Annotated in this window: 13 protein-coding genes and 1 pseudogene; 6 read left to right on the forward strand and 8 right to left on the reverse strand. The window is 28.8% G+C overall.

The window, feature by feature from the left end; all coding sequences use genetic code 11:
* The first annotated feature begins 173 nt into the window (after positions 1 to 173).
* A complete protein-coding gene (locus IC175_RS10015) occupies positions 174 to 476 on the forward strand; it encodes a hypothetical protein (protein WP_227851484.1) in 303 nt (100 codons plus the stop codon).
* A gap of 293 nt (positions 477 to 769) precedes the next feature.
* Here IC175_RS10015 and IC175_RS10020 read toward each other — a convergent pair whose 3' ends face one another.
* The 6 genes from IC175_RS10020 to IC175_RS10045 all read right to left on the reverse strand — a co-directional run bounded on the left by IC175_RS10020 (position 770) and on the right by IC175_RS10045 (position 6,925).
* Positions 770 to 1,735, reverse strand: a complete 966-nt coding sequence (locus IC175_RS10020; protein WP_227851485.1) for a CAP domain-containing protein — start codon at positions 1,733 to 1,735, stop codon at positions 770 to 772.
* A gap of 409 nt (positions 1,736 to 2,144) precedes the next feature.
* Positions 2,145 to 3,479, reverse strand: coding sequence for a GntP family permease (locus IC175_RS10025; RefSeq protein WP_227432389.1), 1,335 nt, complete (start codon positions 3,477 to 3,479; stop codon positions 2,145 to 2,147).
* A 63-nt stretch (positions 3,480 to 3,542) separates the two neighbouring features.
* Positions 3,543 to 4,319 carry a 3-hydroxybutyrate dehydrogenase gene (locus IC175_RS10030; protein ID WP_227851486.1) on the reverse strand — a complete coding sequence of 259 codons (777 nt, stop codon included), beginning with the start codon at positions 4,317 to 4,319 and terminating at the stop codon, positions 3,543 to 3,545.
* A 97-nt stretch (positions 4,320 to 4,416) separates the two neighbouring features.
* Positions 4,417 to 5,082 carry a 3-oxoacid CoA-transferase subunit B gene (locus IC175_RS10035; protein WP_227824225.1) on the reverse strand — a complete coding sequence of 222 codons (666 nt, stop codon included), beginning with the start codon at positions 5,080 to 5,082 and terminating at the stop codon, positions 4,417 to 4,419.
* Complete coding sequence (locus tag IC175_RS10040; protein ID WP_227824224.1) at positions 5,082 to 5,738, reverse strand: CoA transferase subunit A; 657 nt, start codon at positions 5,736 to 5,738, stop codon at positions 5,082 to 5,084. Before IC175_RS10040 ends, IC175_RS10035 begins: the two co-directional genes overlap by 1 nt.
* Positions 5,739 to 5,746: 8 nt before the next feature.
* The gene (locus IC175_RS10045; protein ID WP_227851487.1) at positions 5,747 to 6,925 is read right to left on the reverse strand and encodes an acetyl-CoA C-acetyltransferase; all 1,179 of its coding nucleotides are present in this window, start codon (positions 6,923 to 6,925) and stop codon (positions 5,747 to 5,749) included.
* 352 nt (positions 6,926 to 7,277) lie between these two features.
* On the opposite strand from IC175_RS10045, the gene IC175_RS10050 reads away from it, so the two are divergent.
* Positions 7,278 to 8,180: a LysR family transcriptional regulator gene (locus IC175_RS10050; RefSeq protein WP_227432394.1), complete on the forward strand. Its 903-nt coding sequence runs from the start codon at positions 7,278 to 7,280 to the stop codon at positions 8,178 to 8,180.
* Between the two features lie 476 nt (positions 8,181 to 8,656).
* Here the strand turns inward: IC175_RS10050 and IC175_RS19660 are convergent, their stop codons facing one another.
* Positions 8,657 to 8,851 (reverse strand): ABC transporter permease subunit, encoded by a 195-nt coding sequence (locus IC175_RS19660; protein WP_413927242.1) that lies wholly within the window; start codon positions 8,849 to 8,851, stop codon positions 8,657 to 8,659.
* A 133-nt stretch (positions 8,852 to 8,984) separates the two neighbouring features.
* Between IC175_RS19660 and IC175_RS10060 the strand changes: the two are divergent.
* From IC175_RS10060 to ptsG, 4 genes and pseudogenes are all read left to right on the forward strand, one after another.
* Positions 8,985 to 9,125, forward strand: a pseudogene (locus IC175_RS10060) (oligopeptide/dipeptide ABC transporter ATP-binding protein); the annotation flags it as partial.
* A 151-nt stretch (positions 9,126 to 9,276) separates the two neighbouring features.
* Positions 9,277 to 11,316, forward strand: a complete 2,040-nt coding sequence (locus IC175_RS10065) for a cation:proton antiporter (RefSeq protein WP_227851488.1) — start codon at positions 9,277 to 9,279, stop codon at positions 11,314 to 11,316.
* 256 nt (positions 11,317 to 11,572) lie between these two features.
* Entirely contained in the window at positions 11,573 to 12,415 is an 843-nt protein-coding gene (gene licT / locus IC175_RS10070; RefSeq protein WP_227483783.1) for a BglG family transcription antiterminator LicT, read from the forward strand.
* Positions 12,416 to 12,704: 289 nt separating this feature from the next.
* On the forward strand, positions 12,705 to 14,786 hold the full coding sequence (gene ptsG, locus IC175_RS10075; protein ID WP_227851489.1) for a glucose-specific PTS transporter subunit IIBC: 2,082 nt from the start codon (positions 12,705 to 12,707) through the stop codon (positions 14,784 to 14,786).
* Positions 14,787 to 14,971: 185 nt separating this feature from the next.
* Here the strand turns inward: ptsG and IC175_RS10080 are convergent, their stop codons facing one another.
* The gene (locus IC175_RS10080; protein WP_227851490.1) at positions 14,972 to 15,850 is read right to left on the reverse strand and encodes an AraC family transcriptional regulator; all 879 of its coding nucleotides are present in this window, start codon (positions 15,848 to 15,850) and stop codon (positions 14,972 to 14,974) included.
* Between the last annotated feature and the right edge of the window lie 9 nt (positions 15,851 to 15,859).

Consider the following 15,859-nt stretch of genomic DNA (forward strand, 5'->3'; position numbering starts at 1 on the left):
GTTTCGGTATATTGTCCATGTTTTTTTAGGCGTATTTTAGGAAGAAACATACCTGTTTTGTTGCGATAAATAATATAATTGTTTCCAAATTCATTTATCATGTCTTTTTCTTCTTTTTTTGCTAATCTATAATATACAATTACTAGTATAGACCACATAATTTTTCAAAACTGATGTTATTATTTCAAAGTTATATAACATCAACAGTTGAATCTTCAATTGATGAATATCTTCATCAACAATTTAATGTTTCAATCCATGAAAAATCTCTTGCAGAAATACTTACTTCACTTTCTACTATTGTTGCAGAACTATTTCAACAAGGAGTGGAAGAAGGCATATTTAAATGTGAATATACTTTAGAAGTATCAGAGATAATTTTATCTGTTTTTACTTTTTTACTTGACCCAGGTATTTTTTATTGGAATAAAGAGGAGAAAAAACGCAAATTAGAAGCATTAAGTTTGATTTTATAAAGAAGTCTAATGGCACCAAAAGGAAGGTTTAATTTTTTTATAAGGGATTTTTAAATTATTTAATTATTAAATAATATTTATAATATAGGAATTTATATTTTATATTCAAATATAAGTATTCATTTTTGTGATTTAGCTTTGAATCTATCATTTTAAAAGAATCTATATTTAGTATAAAAAATATATTAAAGATAAAACACTATATAATAGTATAGATACAAAAGAGTATCCCATTTAAGATTTTTAAAAATCATCTTGAGATACTCTTTTTGTATATATAGAAAAAGAGTATTTTATCCTACAAAGATTTGTGTCCAGTAAATTGAACCACCACTTTTTTGTGCTACTCCAACACCTATTTTACTGTAATTTGGATTTAATATATTTTTTCTATGACCTTCAGAATTCATCCAAGCATTTACAACTTCTTTTGGTGTTTTTTGTCCCATTGCTATATTTTCACCAGCTGTTTTATAGCTTATCCCAAACTTTTTCAACATGTCAAATGGAGAACCATAAGTTGGAGAATTATGTGCAAAGTAGTTGTTGTCAATCATATCTTGAGATTTTTTTGTAGCGACATTTGATACATCAGCATCAAGAGTAAGTGGATTTAATCCAGCTTTAGATCTCTCTACATTTACTAAATCAACAACTTCTTTTTGGTAAGCTGAAAAATTTCCAGTTGTAGAGCCTGAATTGTTATTATCTTCAGGTTTATTAGATTCTGAGTTATTATTATCTTCAGGCTTATTAGTAGAGTCTGAATTGTTGTTGTCCTCAGGTTTATTAGATTCTGAGTTATTATTGTCTTCAGGCTTATTAGTAGAGTCTGAATTGTTGTTGTCCTCAGGTTTATTGTCTTCTGGTTTATTACTATCTTCAGGCTTATTAGTAGAACCTGAATTGTCATTATCTTCAGGCTTAGTAGAGTCTGAGTTATTATTATCCTCAGGTTTATTAGTAGAACCTGAGTTATTGTTGCCATTAGGCTTGTTAGTAATATTACAATTCTTGTCATTGTGATTTTTATCTTTACAAGAATTATCTTTGTCAGGTTTAAGTTCTGGTTTTACAGAACAATTTGGTTTTGCTGAAAACTTAAATTTAGCATTAGTATATACTAAATTTTTATTACTTATATTCATATTATTTTCAAGTGACGAAGCACTTGCAGTAACAGCACTGGAAGCTGTTGCTAAGGTTAACACTCCTAAAGCTAGTATAGTTTTTAATTTTGTTGGTATATTTTTTCTCATTATAAACACCTCTCAATCTAAAAATTCTAAAAATGTTACTAAATTGTAACCTTTAGTGTAGGGGGTACCCGTGCATTTATACTAACATAGAATCAAGTGTTTTTTTACTGTAAAGATATGTAAATAAAATATACCTGGAATAAATAGGTATATTTTATGATGTTTGATAATTTTCATCATTAATCTGCATAGTATGGCATAACTGCTTTAGAAGAAATAGTGTTTTTATAATAATTCTATGATGTAAAATTCTGGTTGTGGTAAATTTTTTTTATAGTTAGTGATATTTATTTAATATATACTTTGAAAATCAGTAAAAAAAGTATCTTTAATTAGATTCTTGAAAATAGAAAAGCCATCTATCATAAATAGATGACTTTTTATATAATAAATTGTAGTTTGATTTAGTTTAATACATTAGTAATCCTAATGTAATTACAATGATTTCTGCTATTAATGAACCAACTGCAACCACAATAAAAGTTTCTTTAAAACCAGTTTTATGTGTTAATTTAGATAAACTCAAGAATGTAAGAAACACACCACTTTGAGGTACTATTGTTAATATATTTGAAGCAATTGTAGCAACACGATGGATTAACTCTGGGTTCATACCAGTACTTAGATAATAATCTGCAAAGTTCGGCATTACTATTCCCAAAGCCCCAGAAGAGGAGCCTGTTATTGCTGACATTGTTGAAGTTAAAACAGTAAGACTTATAAGTGGACTACCTGGTATTGACATGATAAGTTTACTGAATATATCAAAGCCTGGTGCAGCCATTATTACAGCTCCAAATGCAACAGCAGAAGATGTTGCAAAAATAGGTCCTATAGAACCACTAGCACCAATACTCAATGTTTGTATTTTTGATGATAAAAATTTACGGAATAGAAAAGCAGATAAAACAATTGCAACTATTAAAGCTATGTAAATTACATTTTTTTTCATAAACTCTGAACCAAAAGTACTTCCAGATATTGCTATGACTACAAGTGACAATAGAGGAAAAATACTTGCAAAAAACCCTGGTAACTCTCTATCTAAAGATTCTTCTTCTACATCTGAAGTGTAAGTTGCATAAGTTTCTCCTTTCCTAAGACTCTTGTTTAAAGTATATTTCATGTATACCAGACCAAATACAGCACAACCTATACTTCCTGCAATACTTGGTATAGCTGCTGCAGTAAGAGATGTGTTTAAGTACTGAATAGGAATAACATTTTGAATAGCTGGTGTACCAGGAATCATAGTCATAGTAATTGTTGCAATTCCAAGCCAAAGAGGTATCTGAATAAGATTCCAAGAAATATCAAGTTTTTTAAATAGAGTTCTTGCAAGTGGAATAACTGCAAACATAACTACAAATAAACTTATTCCACCATATGTTAATATAAAACTTACTATAAATATAGCCACTAAAACTCTATAAGGGTGATTAGAACCAAATTTATTTAGAATAAAATCAGCTATAGATACAGTAGCTCCACTTTCCTCCATAAACTTGGCAAGTATAGAACCTAACAAGAATATTGCAAAGTAACTCATTATATAGTTTCCAAGTGCTCCCATATAATTATTTTTGTCAGCACCCAGCATTGATGTCACAACATCCATTTTATTTAAGAGAACAACTATCAAAGTTGCTATTGGAGCAGCTATAGTTATATGAATTTCTTTAACTGAAAAATATATAATAGCTATAATACCAATAATTATACCAATTGGTGCGATAATACTCATAAATATCCCTCCTTAGTAGAAGGACCTGAAGAATAAATTCCTCAAGTCCTAAATATGTAATAATTATTGTGCAGTATATCCTCCATCTAGTAGGCAAGCTTGTCCTGTAATTCCTTTAGCCTTATCACTAGCTAAGAACATTGCATAATCAGCAATTTCTTGAACATCTAGTAGACGTTTTTGAGGTACAAGTGGATATAGAACTTCTTCTAATACATTTTCTAGTGGTACATTACGAGTTTTTGATAGGTCATTAAATTGACCTCTAACAAGTGGAGTATCTACATATCCAGGGCATATAGCATTAACTGTTATACCTGAGTCAGCAGCTTCAAGTGCAGCAACTTTTGTTAGACCTATAAGTCCATGTTTAGCTGAATTGTAAGCAGCTTTACCAGCAAATCCAATTACACCATTGATTGAAGCCATGTTTATTATACGACCAAATCCTTGTTTTTTCATTATAGGGAATACTTTTTTAGTAGCTATAAAAGGTGCTGTTAACATTATTTTTATCATAAATTCAAATTTATCAGTTGGGAAATCTTCTATCATAGCAACATGTTGAAGACCAGCATTATTTATTAGTATGTCCAATCTTCCATATTTTTCTATAGTTTTATCTATTGCACGGTTAATTTCTTCTTCTTTAGTTACATCACACTTTACATTTGCACAATCATAACCTTCTTTTTGTAATTCTGCTGTAACTTTATCTAGCGCTTCTTGATTTATATCAGAGAATACTACCTTAGAACCATTCTTCAAGAATGATTCAGCTATTTGTTTACCTATTCCACTTGCAGCTCCTGTTACGAATACAACTTTGTCTTTAACCATTTTTATTTCCTCCAATTTAATTTTATTTTTATATTAATTTTTTGTATTAATATTTTACATCTTTTAAATTTATTTTCTGATGTAATTTTGATTAATTTTAAATAATCGATGCCTCTTTATTTAATGAATCTGACAATATTAAAGGTGCTTCAGTAGCAGAAAGAACTTCGTCTAATGTGAAGATAGGATTTATTTCTATAAGAAGGAGTCCATCTGTAGTTACTTCTATAACTCCCATCTCAGTTACAATTAAATCTACAGCATTGGTTGCAGTAAGTGGGAGAGTACAGTTATTTAATATTTTTGCTGAACCTTTTGAAGTGTGTTCCATTGCTACAATGACTTTTTTTGCTCCAGTTACTAAATCCATAGCTCCACCCATCCCAGGAACCATTTTACCTGGAATCATATAATTTGCTATGTTACCATATTTGTCAACTTGGAGTGCTCCAAGAACAGTTATATCTACATGACCTCCTCTAATTATTCCAAAAGAAGTGGCACTATCGAAAAAACAACCTCCAGGAAGGATAGTAACTGGCTGACCACCAGCATTTACAATAGTTTCATCACTTGAATTTCCACTTTCAGCTGGTCCTAGACCTAGAAATCCATTTTCAGATTGTAAAATAACGTTTACCTCATCTGGAATATAATTGGCTACTTTGGTTGGTAAGCCTATACCAAGGTTTACAACAGCTCCATCCTTTAATTCCTTAGAGACTCTGTTTGCAATATATTCTTGTATTTCTAATTTATCCATTATAAATTACCTCCTTCAACGATGTAATTCACAAAAATACCTGGTGTAGTAACTTCATTTGGGTCGATATCACCTATTTCAACAATTTCGCCTGCCTCGACTATTGTAATATTAGCAGCTGAAGCCATTAAATTATTAAAGTTATTCATAGAACCTTTGTAAACTAAGTTACCTGCTTTATCTACCTTTGAAGCAAATAAAAGAGCAACATCAGCATGAATTGGTTTTTCAAGAAGATATTCTTTACTATCGACAACAATCTTTTGCTTTCCTTCTTCTATAAGAGTACCAATGCCAGTTGGTGTTAGTATTCCACCTAAGCCATAACCAGCTGCACGAATTTGTTCAGCAAGAGTTCCTTGAGGAACTAATTCAACACATGTTTCATTATCATTCATCTGTCTTCCTGTTTCTTTGTTTAATCCTATGTGAGAGGCAATTATCTTTTTGAACTGCTTATTAACAACCATCTTTCCAACACCCTTGTCAATAAAACCAGTATCATTACAAACTAATGTTAAATCTTTTATACCTTTATCACATAAATAATCAATTAAATTTTCTGGGGAACCATTGGCCATGAATCCACCAACCATTACTGTATCTCCATCTTTGATGTGAGATAGAGCCTCATCAATGCTAACTATTTTATTCATATTTCCTCCTATCGTGAAACTATCATCGCTATTCCTTGACCACCACCAATACAAAGTGTTGCAAGGCCAGTTTCTACTTTACGTTTTTGCATTTCATAAATAAGGGTTACAAGTACTCTAGCTCCACTTGCTCCTATTGGATGTCCTAGTGCTATTGCACCACCATTTACATTTAGTTTAGACGAATCTATTTGAAGTTCATTTTTAACTGCAAGTGCTTGTGCTGCAAATGCTTCATTCGCCTCTATCAAGTCTATATCGTTAATATTAAGACCTACTTTTTCTAGTGCTTTTTTAGTTGCAGGAATTGGACCAGTTCCCATTATTTCAGGTTCTACACCAGATGATGCATATGATTTTATTGTAGCAAGCGGCTTAAGCCCAAGTTCATCTGCTTTTTGTTGACTCATTAGTATCATCATTGCTGCACCATCATTAATTCCTGATGCATTTCCAGCTGTTACAGTACCATCTTTTTTAAAGGCAGGTTTAAGCTTGGATAGTATTTCAGATGTCATGCTTAATTTAGGATATTCGTCTGTATAAATAGTTTTAATTTCTCTATGATTTATCGCAGCTTCTACTGGAACAATTTCGTCTTTAAAACGATTGTTTTTTATAGCTTCTTCAGCTTTATTTTGGCTTTCTAGTGCTATTTTATCTTGCATTTCCCTTGTAATTCCAAATTTATCAGCAACATTTTCGGCAGTAATTCCCATATGATATTGATTGAAAGCATCTATAAGACCATCTGTTAGCATACTATCTACCATAGTAACATTGCCCATTTTACTACCAAAACGAGCAGTAGGAATAATGTAAGGTGATTGACTCATATTTTCAGTACCACCTGCAATTACTACATCATTTTCACCAGCTATAATTGATTGAGCTGCTAGTTGAATGCTTTTAAGTCCTGAGCCACATAATTTATTTACTGTGTAACTTGGTACAGAACTTGGTATACCTGAGTTTATGGCAATTTGCCTAGCAACATTTTGTCCAAGACCTGCTTGTAGAACATTTCCAATTATCACTTCATCTATCTCAGATAAATCAAGTTTTATACGTGATATAGCTTCCTTAACAGCTACAACTCCAAGTTGAACAGCAGAAGTATTTTTAAATACGCCACCAAAGTTTCCTATAGGTGTTCTTACTGCTGATACAATTACTACATCTTTCATATTTAATAGTTCCTCCTTGAATGATTATTTGAAATTTTCTGAATAAAAAACTTTGAAGAACACTATAATAAATTACTTATAATACAAGCTTGTTTTTAAGTAGTTTAATTATTTTTATTCCTAATGCATTAGGTTTTCCTCTTTCTAACTATAGATTACGGCTAAAAATGTGTTTTGTCTAAGTCTAATTTTTTATACAACATATAAGGAAAATTTATAGGATAAAAATTTAGAATATATATATAGGAATATTTTGTTAAAATATTAATGAAATTATTTCGCTTTTCTTATAAAATGTTCTTATAAGAAAAAATATTAATATCAACTATACTTGTAAGAAAGGTGGTTTGAAATGGATATAAAACAGTTAAAATATTTTGTTGAAATAGTGAAATCTGGTTTTAATTTATCAATTGCATCAAAAACTCTTCACATATCTCAACCAGCCTTAAGTCAAATTATAAAAACCTTTGAAGAAAATGAAAATGTATATTTATTTGAGAGATATAAAGGCAGGTTAAATGGCTTAACTCCAGCAGGAGAAAGATTTTATGTAAATGCAGAAAATATTATAAATGAATATAAAAATATGATGGAGGATTTGCGAGAAGATTCTGTTCAGTTTAAAGGGAAAGTTAGAATAGGAATACCACCACTTATACTTGGAATAGCTTTTTCTGATGTAGTTGCACAATTAGTTGCAAACAATCCAGACATAGAATTTGATATAGTAGAGAAGGGGGCATACGATTTAAGTAGAATGCTTATTTTGCAAGAATTAGATTATGCAGTTCTTTTACACCCACATAAAATTGATAGGAGTGTAGTAACAGAACATGTACTTCAAGAAGACGAACTTACAGCATTTTTAAATATAAATCATCATCTCGCAAAGAAAAATAAAATAGATTGGAATGATTTAAATGAAGAACTGCTTGCAATATTTAATCCTACATTTATGATACATCATAAATTAATGCAAAAATTTACTGATGAAAAAGTTAAACTTAAGAGGTATATTATGTCTGGTTCGTGGGATTTCTTGTTGTTGTCAACTACAAATTCTGACTTTATAACTATTTTACCATCACCAGTACACGATTTTTTTGAAAATAGTCAAATTATAGAAAAACCATTTAATGACCCTATCACATGGAAGGTTGTGTTATGTAGACCTAAAAAAGAGCGTTATAGTCATGTAGATGAACATGTATTTAAATTTATTATAGATTTCTTTAGTAAAAAGAATCTATGATTTGTTATTTTAATAACAAATCATAGATAAAATAATTAAGTTCAATTACAATAAACTATTAGTTTTTCAACTACATATTAATTAAGGGAAAATAAATTTTATATAATATATAAATAATTTAGAAGGTTATTAAAGTTACTTAATATATAACTTCATTAAATTCTATAATATATAAAATTTTTATTTTGAAATATATAAAAAGCAGTGAGTGTATTTATACACTCACTGTAAAATATTTTGTATTTTTATTTTAAAGTATTGATATTATCAAGTGTTATTAGAGAACTTTTTACTTATTATAGTTAAACTCATAACTGTTAAGAAGATAAGTAAGCCAGGAAATACAGCTAAGTATAACTTATCAAAAATATGTCTTTGAGCATCTTGAAGCATGTTACCCCATGATGCAAGAGGTAACTGTATACCAAGTCCTAAAAAACTAAGTGCAGATTCAGTTAAGATAGCATTTGCAATATTTAATGAACCAGCAACTGTGATAGTTTCTTTATAGAAGCCTTAGGAGCTAGATAAGTATTTAATACAATTAAAACTAAAAAACTTGGAATACTCATAAGCATGTCTACTAATCTCATCAAGAACTGGTCTAGTTTCCCACCAATATAGCCACTAATAACACCTATAGTAGTACCAAATACTATAGAAATAAGCATTGATAAGATACCAACACTAAGTGAAATTCGTCCACCATAAAGTGTTCTAGCAAAGTAATCTCTTCCTAGTTCATCTGTACCAAAAATATGTTTTAACCTAGGTTCTTGAAGTTTAGTAGTAGTATCATAGAGAGATATTCCATCTCCAACAAACCCACCATCTGGATGTAAGTTCCATACAAGATGTCCTTATTGTAAGGAAATATGTAAAATAGAAGTGCCAGCTTTAAAGGAAATCTCAAAAAATCATATGGTTGCATCTCACTTAGTATAGAGGTTTTCAAAACTAAATTTGGCGTATATAATAAGAATAATAGATTAAAGTAAATATTTTATAATTACATGTAAAGTGTAATACTATCAATATTAAGATAGTTAATATATAAGTCTAATCTATAAATTATATATTGAAAAGAGATGTAGCTATGTCAATTTTAGTAACTTTATTAGGTTTGTTGGTCTGTACAATAATTTCAACTATACTTAGTAAAAAATGGAGCAATATTCCTCTTGCAATTTATCAAATTGTATTAGGTGTTTTATTGTCTATTTTACCATTTAAATTTTCCTTTTCGTTTAGTCCAGATATATTCGTAATATGTGTCATAGCTCCACTATTATTTAGTGAAGGTCAAAATGTATCAAGAAGAGAATTATTAGAACTTAGAAGACCAATTTTACTTCTTGCATTTGGACTGGTTTTAACAACAGTATTTGCAGGTGGGATTTTTATACATTTTCTTATTCCTGAAATGCCACTATCAGTTTCATTCGCTTTGGCAGCAGTAATATCTCCAACTGATTTAGTAGCAGTAAAATCAATTACACAAGGTTTAGATTTTCCTAAAAATATGATGAATATACTTGAAGGAGAATCGCTATTAAATGATGCTGCAGGAGTAGTGGCATTTAAAGTTGCAGTACTTGCTACCGTTACAGGCTTTTTTTCAATAAAAGAAGCAAGTATTCAATTTTTGATTACTGCATTTGGAGGAATAATAGTAGGAAGTATTTTAGGATATATAATTATAAAAATAAGACTTAATTTGCACAAGTGGAATTTAGAAGAAATACCAATGGTAATAGTAATACAGATAATGACTCCACTTTTTGTGTATTTTGTGTCAGAAGAGCTAGGAGTATCCGGAATTTTAGCAGTTGTAATGGCAGGTATAGCCCATGGAATCGAAAAAGAACATTTACAAAATACAACAACTAAATTGAGAATAATATCAGATAATACATGGTATGTTTTGGAGTATGTACTGAATGGGTTTGTCTTTACATTACTTGGTTTTTTGTTGCCATGTATATATCAAGGAATTATCACTAACAACGAAGATATAGCATTAAATTTAACTTTTATTGCTATTTTAATTGTAGTTATATTATTTATTATAAGATTTATATGGGTGTATTTATGGCACAGTTCTTTTATAAAAATCAAGAAAAATCCTTTAAATAATTTCTTTACAGGTTTTTTAGGATTTAAGAATGAAGAATTTGAAAAAGATGATACTTCTAGATGGAAATATTCATTAATAGTTGCTACTTGTGGTGTTCATGGTACATTTACACTTGCAACTGCTCTATCTATACCATTTTACCTAGACAATAAAGATATGTTTCCAATGAGAGATATTGTTTTGTTTATATCATCAGAAGTCATACTTATAAGTTTATTACTCGCAACAGTTTTATTGCCAGTACTATTAAAAAAGAATGTACAAAAGTCAGAAGACTTATTGTCTGATAGAGAGGCATATAAATTAATTTTAAAAGAAGCTATTTTAAAACTTAGCAATGAAAAAGCGCAAGAGGTACAGCCAGTAATACATGATTTAAATGAGCAGCTAGTAGATTTAGAAAAGGGTATATTAAATATTCCAGATAACAAAATTATAAATATGATGATTGCAGAGGCAGATAATCAAGGCTTAATAGCTGTTCATAAATTATTGAATGATGGAAAAATTTCTGGTAGAGCATTTGAGTTATATAGATTTTATATTACAAAATCGAGAAAATCTGTCCAAAAATCAATATTTAAGATTGTAAAATTAAAAATAAGTATGTGGATTATAGATAGAAAGGTAAAAACAGAAGTAAAAGAAAAGATTACAAAAATAATATCTGAAAATAAGGAACTAATTAAAGAGTTTCACCATGCATATGCACTTTCTACAAAGACAGCTATATCATTTATAAATAAAAATATTAATGAAGATAATAGGCATGAATCATTAATAGTAATTAGATTTTATAATCGTTATCTAAATTGGCTAACTAGAAAAATTCATAATGATGAGAAATTTGAAGCAAAAGTAGTATACTATAGATTAATGGCAATACAAAGTGAAAGAGATAGTATTCAACAACTAGTTGAAACCAAACAAATATCAAGAGACGTAGCTAAAGAACTATTGGAAAATATTCTCTATGATGAAATGATGATGATAGAATGAAAAAAATAAACTGTATAGGATTTAAATTTTATTGGTACTAAAAAATAGGAAACAGTTTTCAATAATTGCTTGACATAGATATCCATTTATAATAGAATAAAGCTATAAATTGAATACAATATTTATGAGCGTTAACAAATTGGATTGTTACTGGGAAGCAGGCAATACCTAAGTTAGGATATACAGGTGAATTGTATCTTAATTTAGGTGTTTTTTTATGAATAAGGGAAATTGTATTTTGGGAGAGATATTGATTATGATTATTCAACAAATTTACAATAATAATGTTGTGTTAGTTTTAGATGAAAACCAAAAAAAAGAATTAATACTAACAGGATGTGGAATAGGATTTCAAAAAAAGAAAGGTCAAGAAGTAGATAAAAGTAAAATTGAAAGAACCTTTGTAACACAAGATGAAAGTTTTATAGATAAAATTGGAAAATTAGCAAGCCAGGTTGATGAGAAGTTTTTTGAAGTGAGTACAGAGGTAATTGCTCATGCAGAAGGCATTTTAAATACTGAACTTTATGAGTACATATATGTAGCACTTACTGACCATATTGCATTTGCAATTAAAAGATATCATGAAAATATAAATATAAAAAATGATTTACTACATGAAATAAAAAGAATTCACAAAAAAGAATACGAGATTGGAAAATGGGCTGTAGATTATATAAATAAAGAATTTAATGTAGAGTTTCCTTTAGATGAGGCAGGATTTATAGCTATGCACATAGTAAATTCAAATTATAAAGGCAGTTCAAAGGAATCCCTGTTAATTACTAAAATTGTAAAAGACATACTAAATATTATAAGATATTATTATAGAGTTGAGTTTAAAGAAGATGATATAAATTATGATAGACTTCTTACACACTTAAAATTTTTTGCAAATAGATTAGTAAAAAGAGAGGAACTCAATGATACTAATAATGATATTGTAGATATAATCAAGATAAAGTATGAAAAAGACTATAATTGTGCATATAAAATAAAGACACATGTAGAGAAAAACTATGAGTACTATGTAAGTCAAGATGAATTATTATATTTAACACTACATATTAAAAGAGTCATATCTGTGTTGAATTCATGATAAACATACTAAATAAATATAAATTCAATATCGGTGTTTAAGATATTATGTAAAATTTAATAGCAATATAATAATTTTAAAACATTAAGATTGTTACTGATAATGCAGGCAAGACTTAGGTTTATAAGAAAATTATAACAGTTTATTTTTAATTCTAAAATTAGGTTGATATAGGTTTATTTATATTAACATGAGGTTTATTTTTAGGATTAAAGTTACTAGTGTAATTTTTTATAAACTTAAGTCTTTTTTATTTAAAAAATATAAAATAATAAGGAGAGAGAAGTAAATGAAAAAAATATTTGGTGTTTTACAAAAAGTAGGAAAATCTTTAATGTTACCAGTTGCATTACTTCCAGCAGCAGGTATATTGCTTGGTGTAAGTAATGCTTTAGCAGGAGATGCGTTACTTGCTCATTTTCCAGCACTAGCAAATCCTACATTCCAACTTATAATAAGTATAATGGAAAGTTCAGGGCAAATCATATTCAATAACTTGCCACTTATATTTGCAGTTGGTGTAGCCGTGGGTCTAACCGAAGGCGAAGGTGTAGCAGCATTGGCAGCTATAGTAGGTTTTTTAATCCTTAATACGTCTATGGGTGTTATGGCAGGTGTCACAGAAGATATGATAGATAATTCTATGTATGCAAGTATTGTTGGAATACCAACAATTCAAACAGGTGTATTTGGTGGTATTATAATAGGCATAGTGGCTGCTTATCTTTATAAAAAATTTTATAAAATTGAACTACCTCAATATTTAGGTTTTTTTGCAGGTAAAAGATTTGTGCCTATTGTTACATCATTAACAGCAATAGTAATAGGAATTATATTATCATTTATTTGGCCACCAATACAAGAAGGATTACTTAGTTTTTCAAAAAATGTTATAGAAGCAAATCAAACATTAGCAGCATTTATGGAAGGGTCTTTAGAAAGGTTATTAATACCATTTGGTTTACATCATGTTTTCCATAATCCATTTTGGTATCAATTTGGAGAATATGTAAACAAAGCAGGTGAACTTGTAATGGGTGACCAAAAGATATTCTTTGCTCAACTTAAAGATGGAGTAAATTTCACAGCAGGTACTTTTATGACAGGGGCGTTTCCGTTTATGATGTTTGGTCTTCCAGCAGCAGCACTTGCTATGGTACATGAAGCAAAGCCAGAAAAGAGAAAATTTGTAGCAGGAATAATGGTATCAGCTGCACTTACATCTTTTTTAACAGGAATAACTGAACCAATAGAGTTTGCATTTTTATTTGTTGCACCAGCATTATTTGTAGTACATTGTTTGTTTTCAGGTTTATCATATGCAGTAATGCAACTATTAGGAGTTAAAATCGGATTCACATTTTCAGGAGGATTAATAGATTTCTTACTATTTGGTGTACTTCCTAATAGAACTCCATGGTATCTAGCTATTTTAGTAGGTATTGGATTTGCAGTATTATATTATAGTGTGTTTAGATTTATGATAAGAAAGTTTAACCTAAAGACGCCAGGAAGAGAAGATGAATCAGAGTCTAATGTGGAGACTAGTGAGATTTCAAAAGATAAGTTAGCATCAGAAATACTAATAGCTTTAGGAAATAAAGAAAATTTAAAAAGTTTAGATGCTTGTATAACAAGACTTAGATTAGTTGTAAATGATATAGATAAAGTGGATAAAGAAAAGTTGAAATCACTTGGAGCAGCAGGTGTAATGGTTATTGGAAACAATGTCCAAGCTATATTTGGTCCAAAATCAGATGCAATAAAATCTAATATAAAAGATATAATAGAGGGAAAAGTAAAGATTGAAAATACTGATATTAAAAATATAGATAAAAAGAAAATGGAAAAAAATAATAACACAGAAAACACTAATATAGGTAATACTTTGGTGGAAGAAGAAATTTATTCATTGACAAATGGAGAAATCTTAGGTATAGAAGAAGTTCCAGACTCTGTATTTTCAAGTAAATTAATGGGCGATGGTTTTGCAATTAAATCTGATGATGGATTAATTTATTCACCAGTAGATGGAACTATTGGAGTTGTATTTCCAACTAAACATGCAATAATAATCAAATCTAAAAAAACTGGAGTAGAAATACTTATACATTTAGGTATAGAGACTGTAAACTTAGAAGGAAATGGGTTTGATGTATTTGTAAATGTAGGAGATGAAGTTAAATCGGGTGATAAACTGGTTAATATGGATTTAGAATATATTGAAAAAAATGGTTTATCAACAATAAGCCCAGTAGTATTTACTAATTTAGAACAAAATCAAAAACTAAACATTAAAAAGGGAAAAGTCACAGCAAAAGAAAGTAATCGTGTAAGTATATTAAAAGAGAGTATTGAAAAAATAGGATAGACACATCAGTATGTATACTTAAAACTTGTATGAGTTTTAGTAATTATATAAGCATAATTTTAATTTATATATTTTAGTTTAATTAATAAAAATATATGATTTATATTTCAATCAATTAGAGGTACTAGTATATCTATTTTACTAATACCTCTAATTTTTCTTGAAATAAAATCTATAATAATTATTTATTCATCTAACAAATTACTATCTAAAGGGCTTTTATTGTTTAGATAGTTTTTAGGAGATACACCATAATACTTTTTAAATGCTCTTACAAAGCTAGAATAATCATTAAATCCACATTTACTACAAACTTCACTCATAAGATGTCCATTGGTTATTAATGATTTAGCTAAAATCAGTCTTTTTTGAATTATATAATTGTGTATGGATGTTCCAGTATGAGATTTAAATCTTCTCATGAGATAATATTTGCTTATAAAAAATTCAGATGCAATGCAGTCTATAGAAAGTTTATTCTCTATATTTAAGTTTATATAGTTTAATATTTTTTTTATAGTTTCATCATAAAATACATCTTCTACAGATTCTATGTTCTCGCTTTTTAAGAAAATTCTATTTAAAAATATCATAAGCTGTATGAACAAGGTATTTCTCAGTATTTCATTTCCAAATTCATTACTAGATTCAGAAATATTTATTTGCTCAATAAAAAGTTTGAGTGATTCGATGTCATGTATCTTTAAACGCAATAGATTACATTTATTTTCTGTGGCTGTCTTAAAACATTTTTCTAAATCACTAGTATTATCACTGTTTTTTTTCATAAATTCTGGGCTAATCCATATTGCAATTCTTTCATAAAATACATTTGAATCTATAACTGGTTTGTGAATTTCATTACTACTAATAAAAAGTATGTCCCAAGGTTTTAGTTTATATGGAATTCCTTCAACAAAATAAGTTACATTTCCATCTATAAATATAATTATCTTATTAAAATCGTGATTATGGTATTCAAATTCTATGTCTTTTTTATCTCGGATACTAAATATTTTAAAATTATCATTTAAGTATCCAATTTTATTGTCTGTAATTTTCATAAAAGACCT

Source organism: Clostridioides sp. ES-S-0123-01 (assembly GCF_020658415.1).
Classification (GTDB): domain Bacteria; phylum Bacillota; class Clostridia; order Peptostreptococcales; family Peptostreptococcaceae; genus Clostridioides.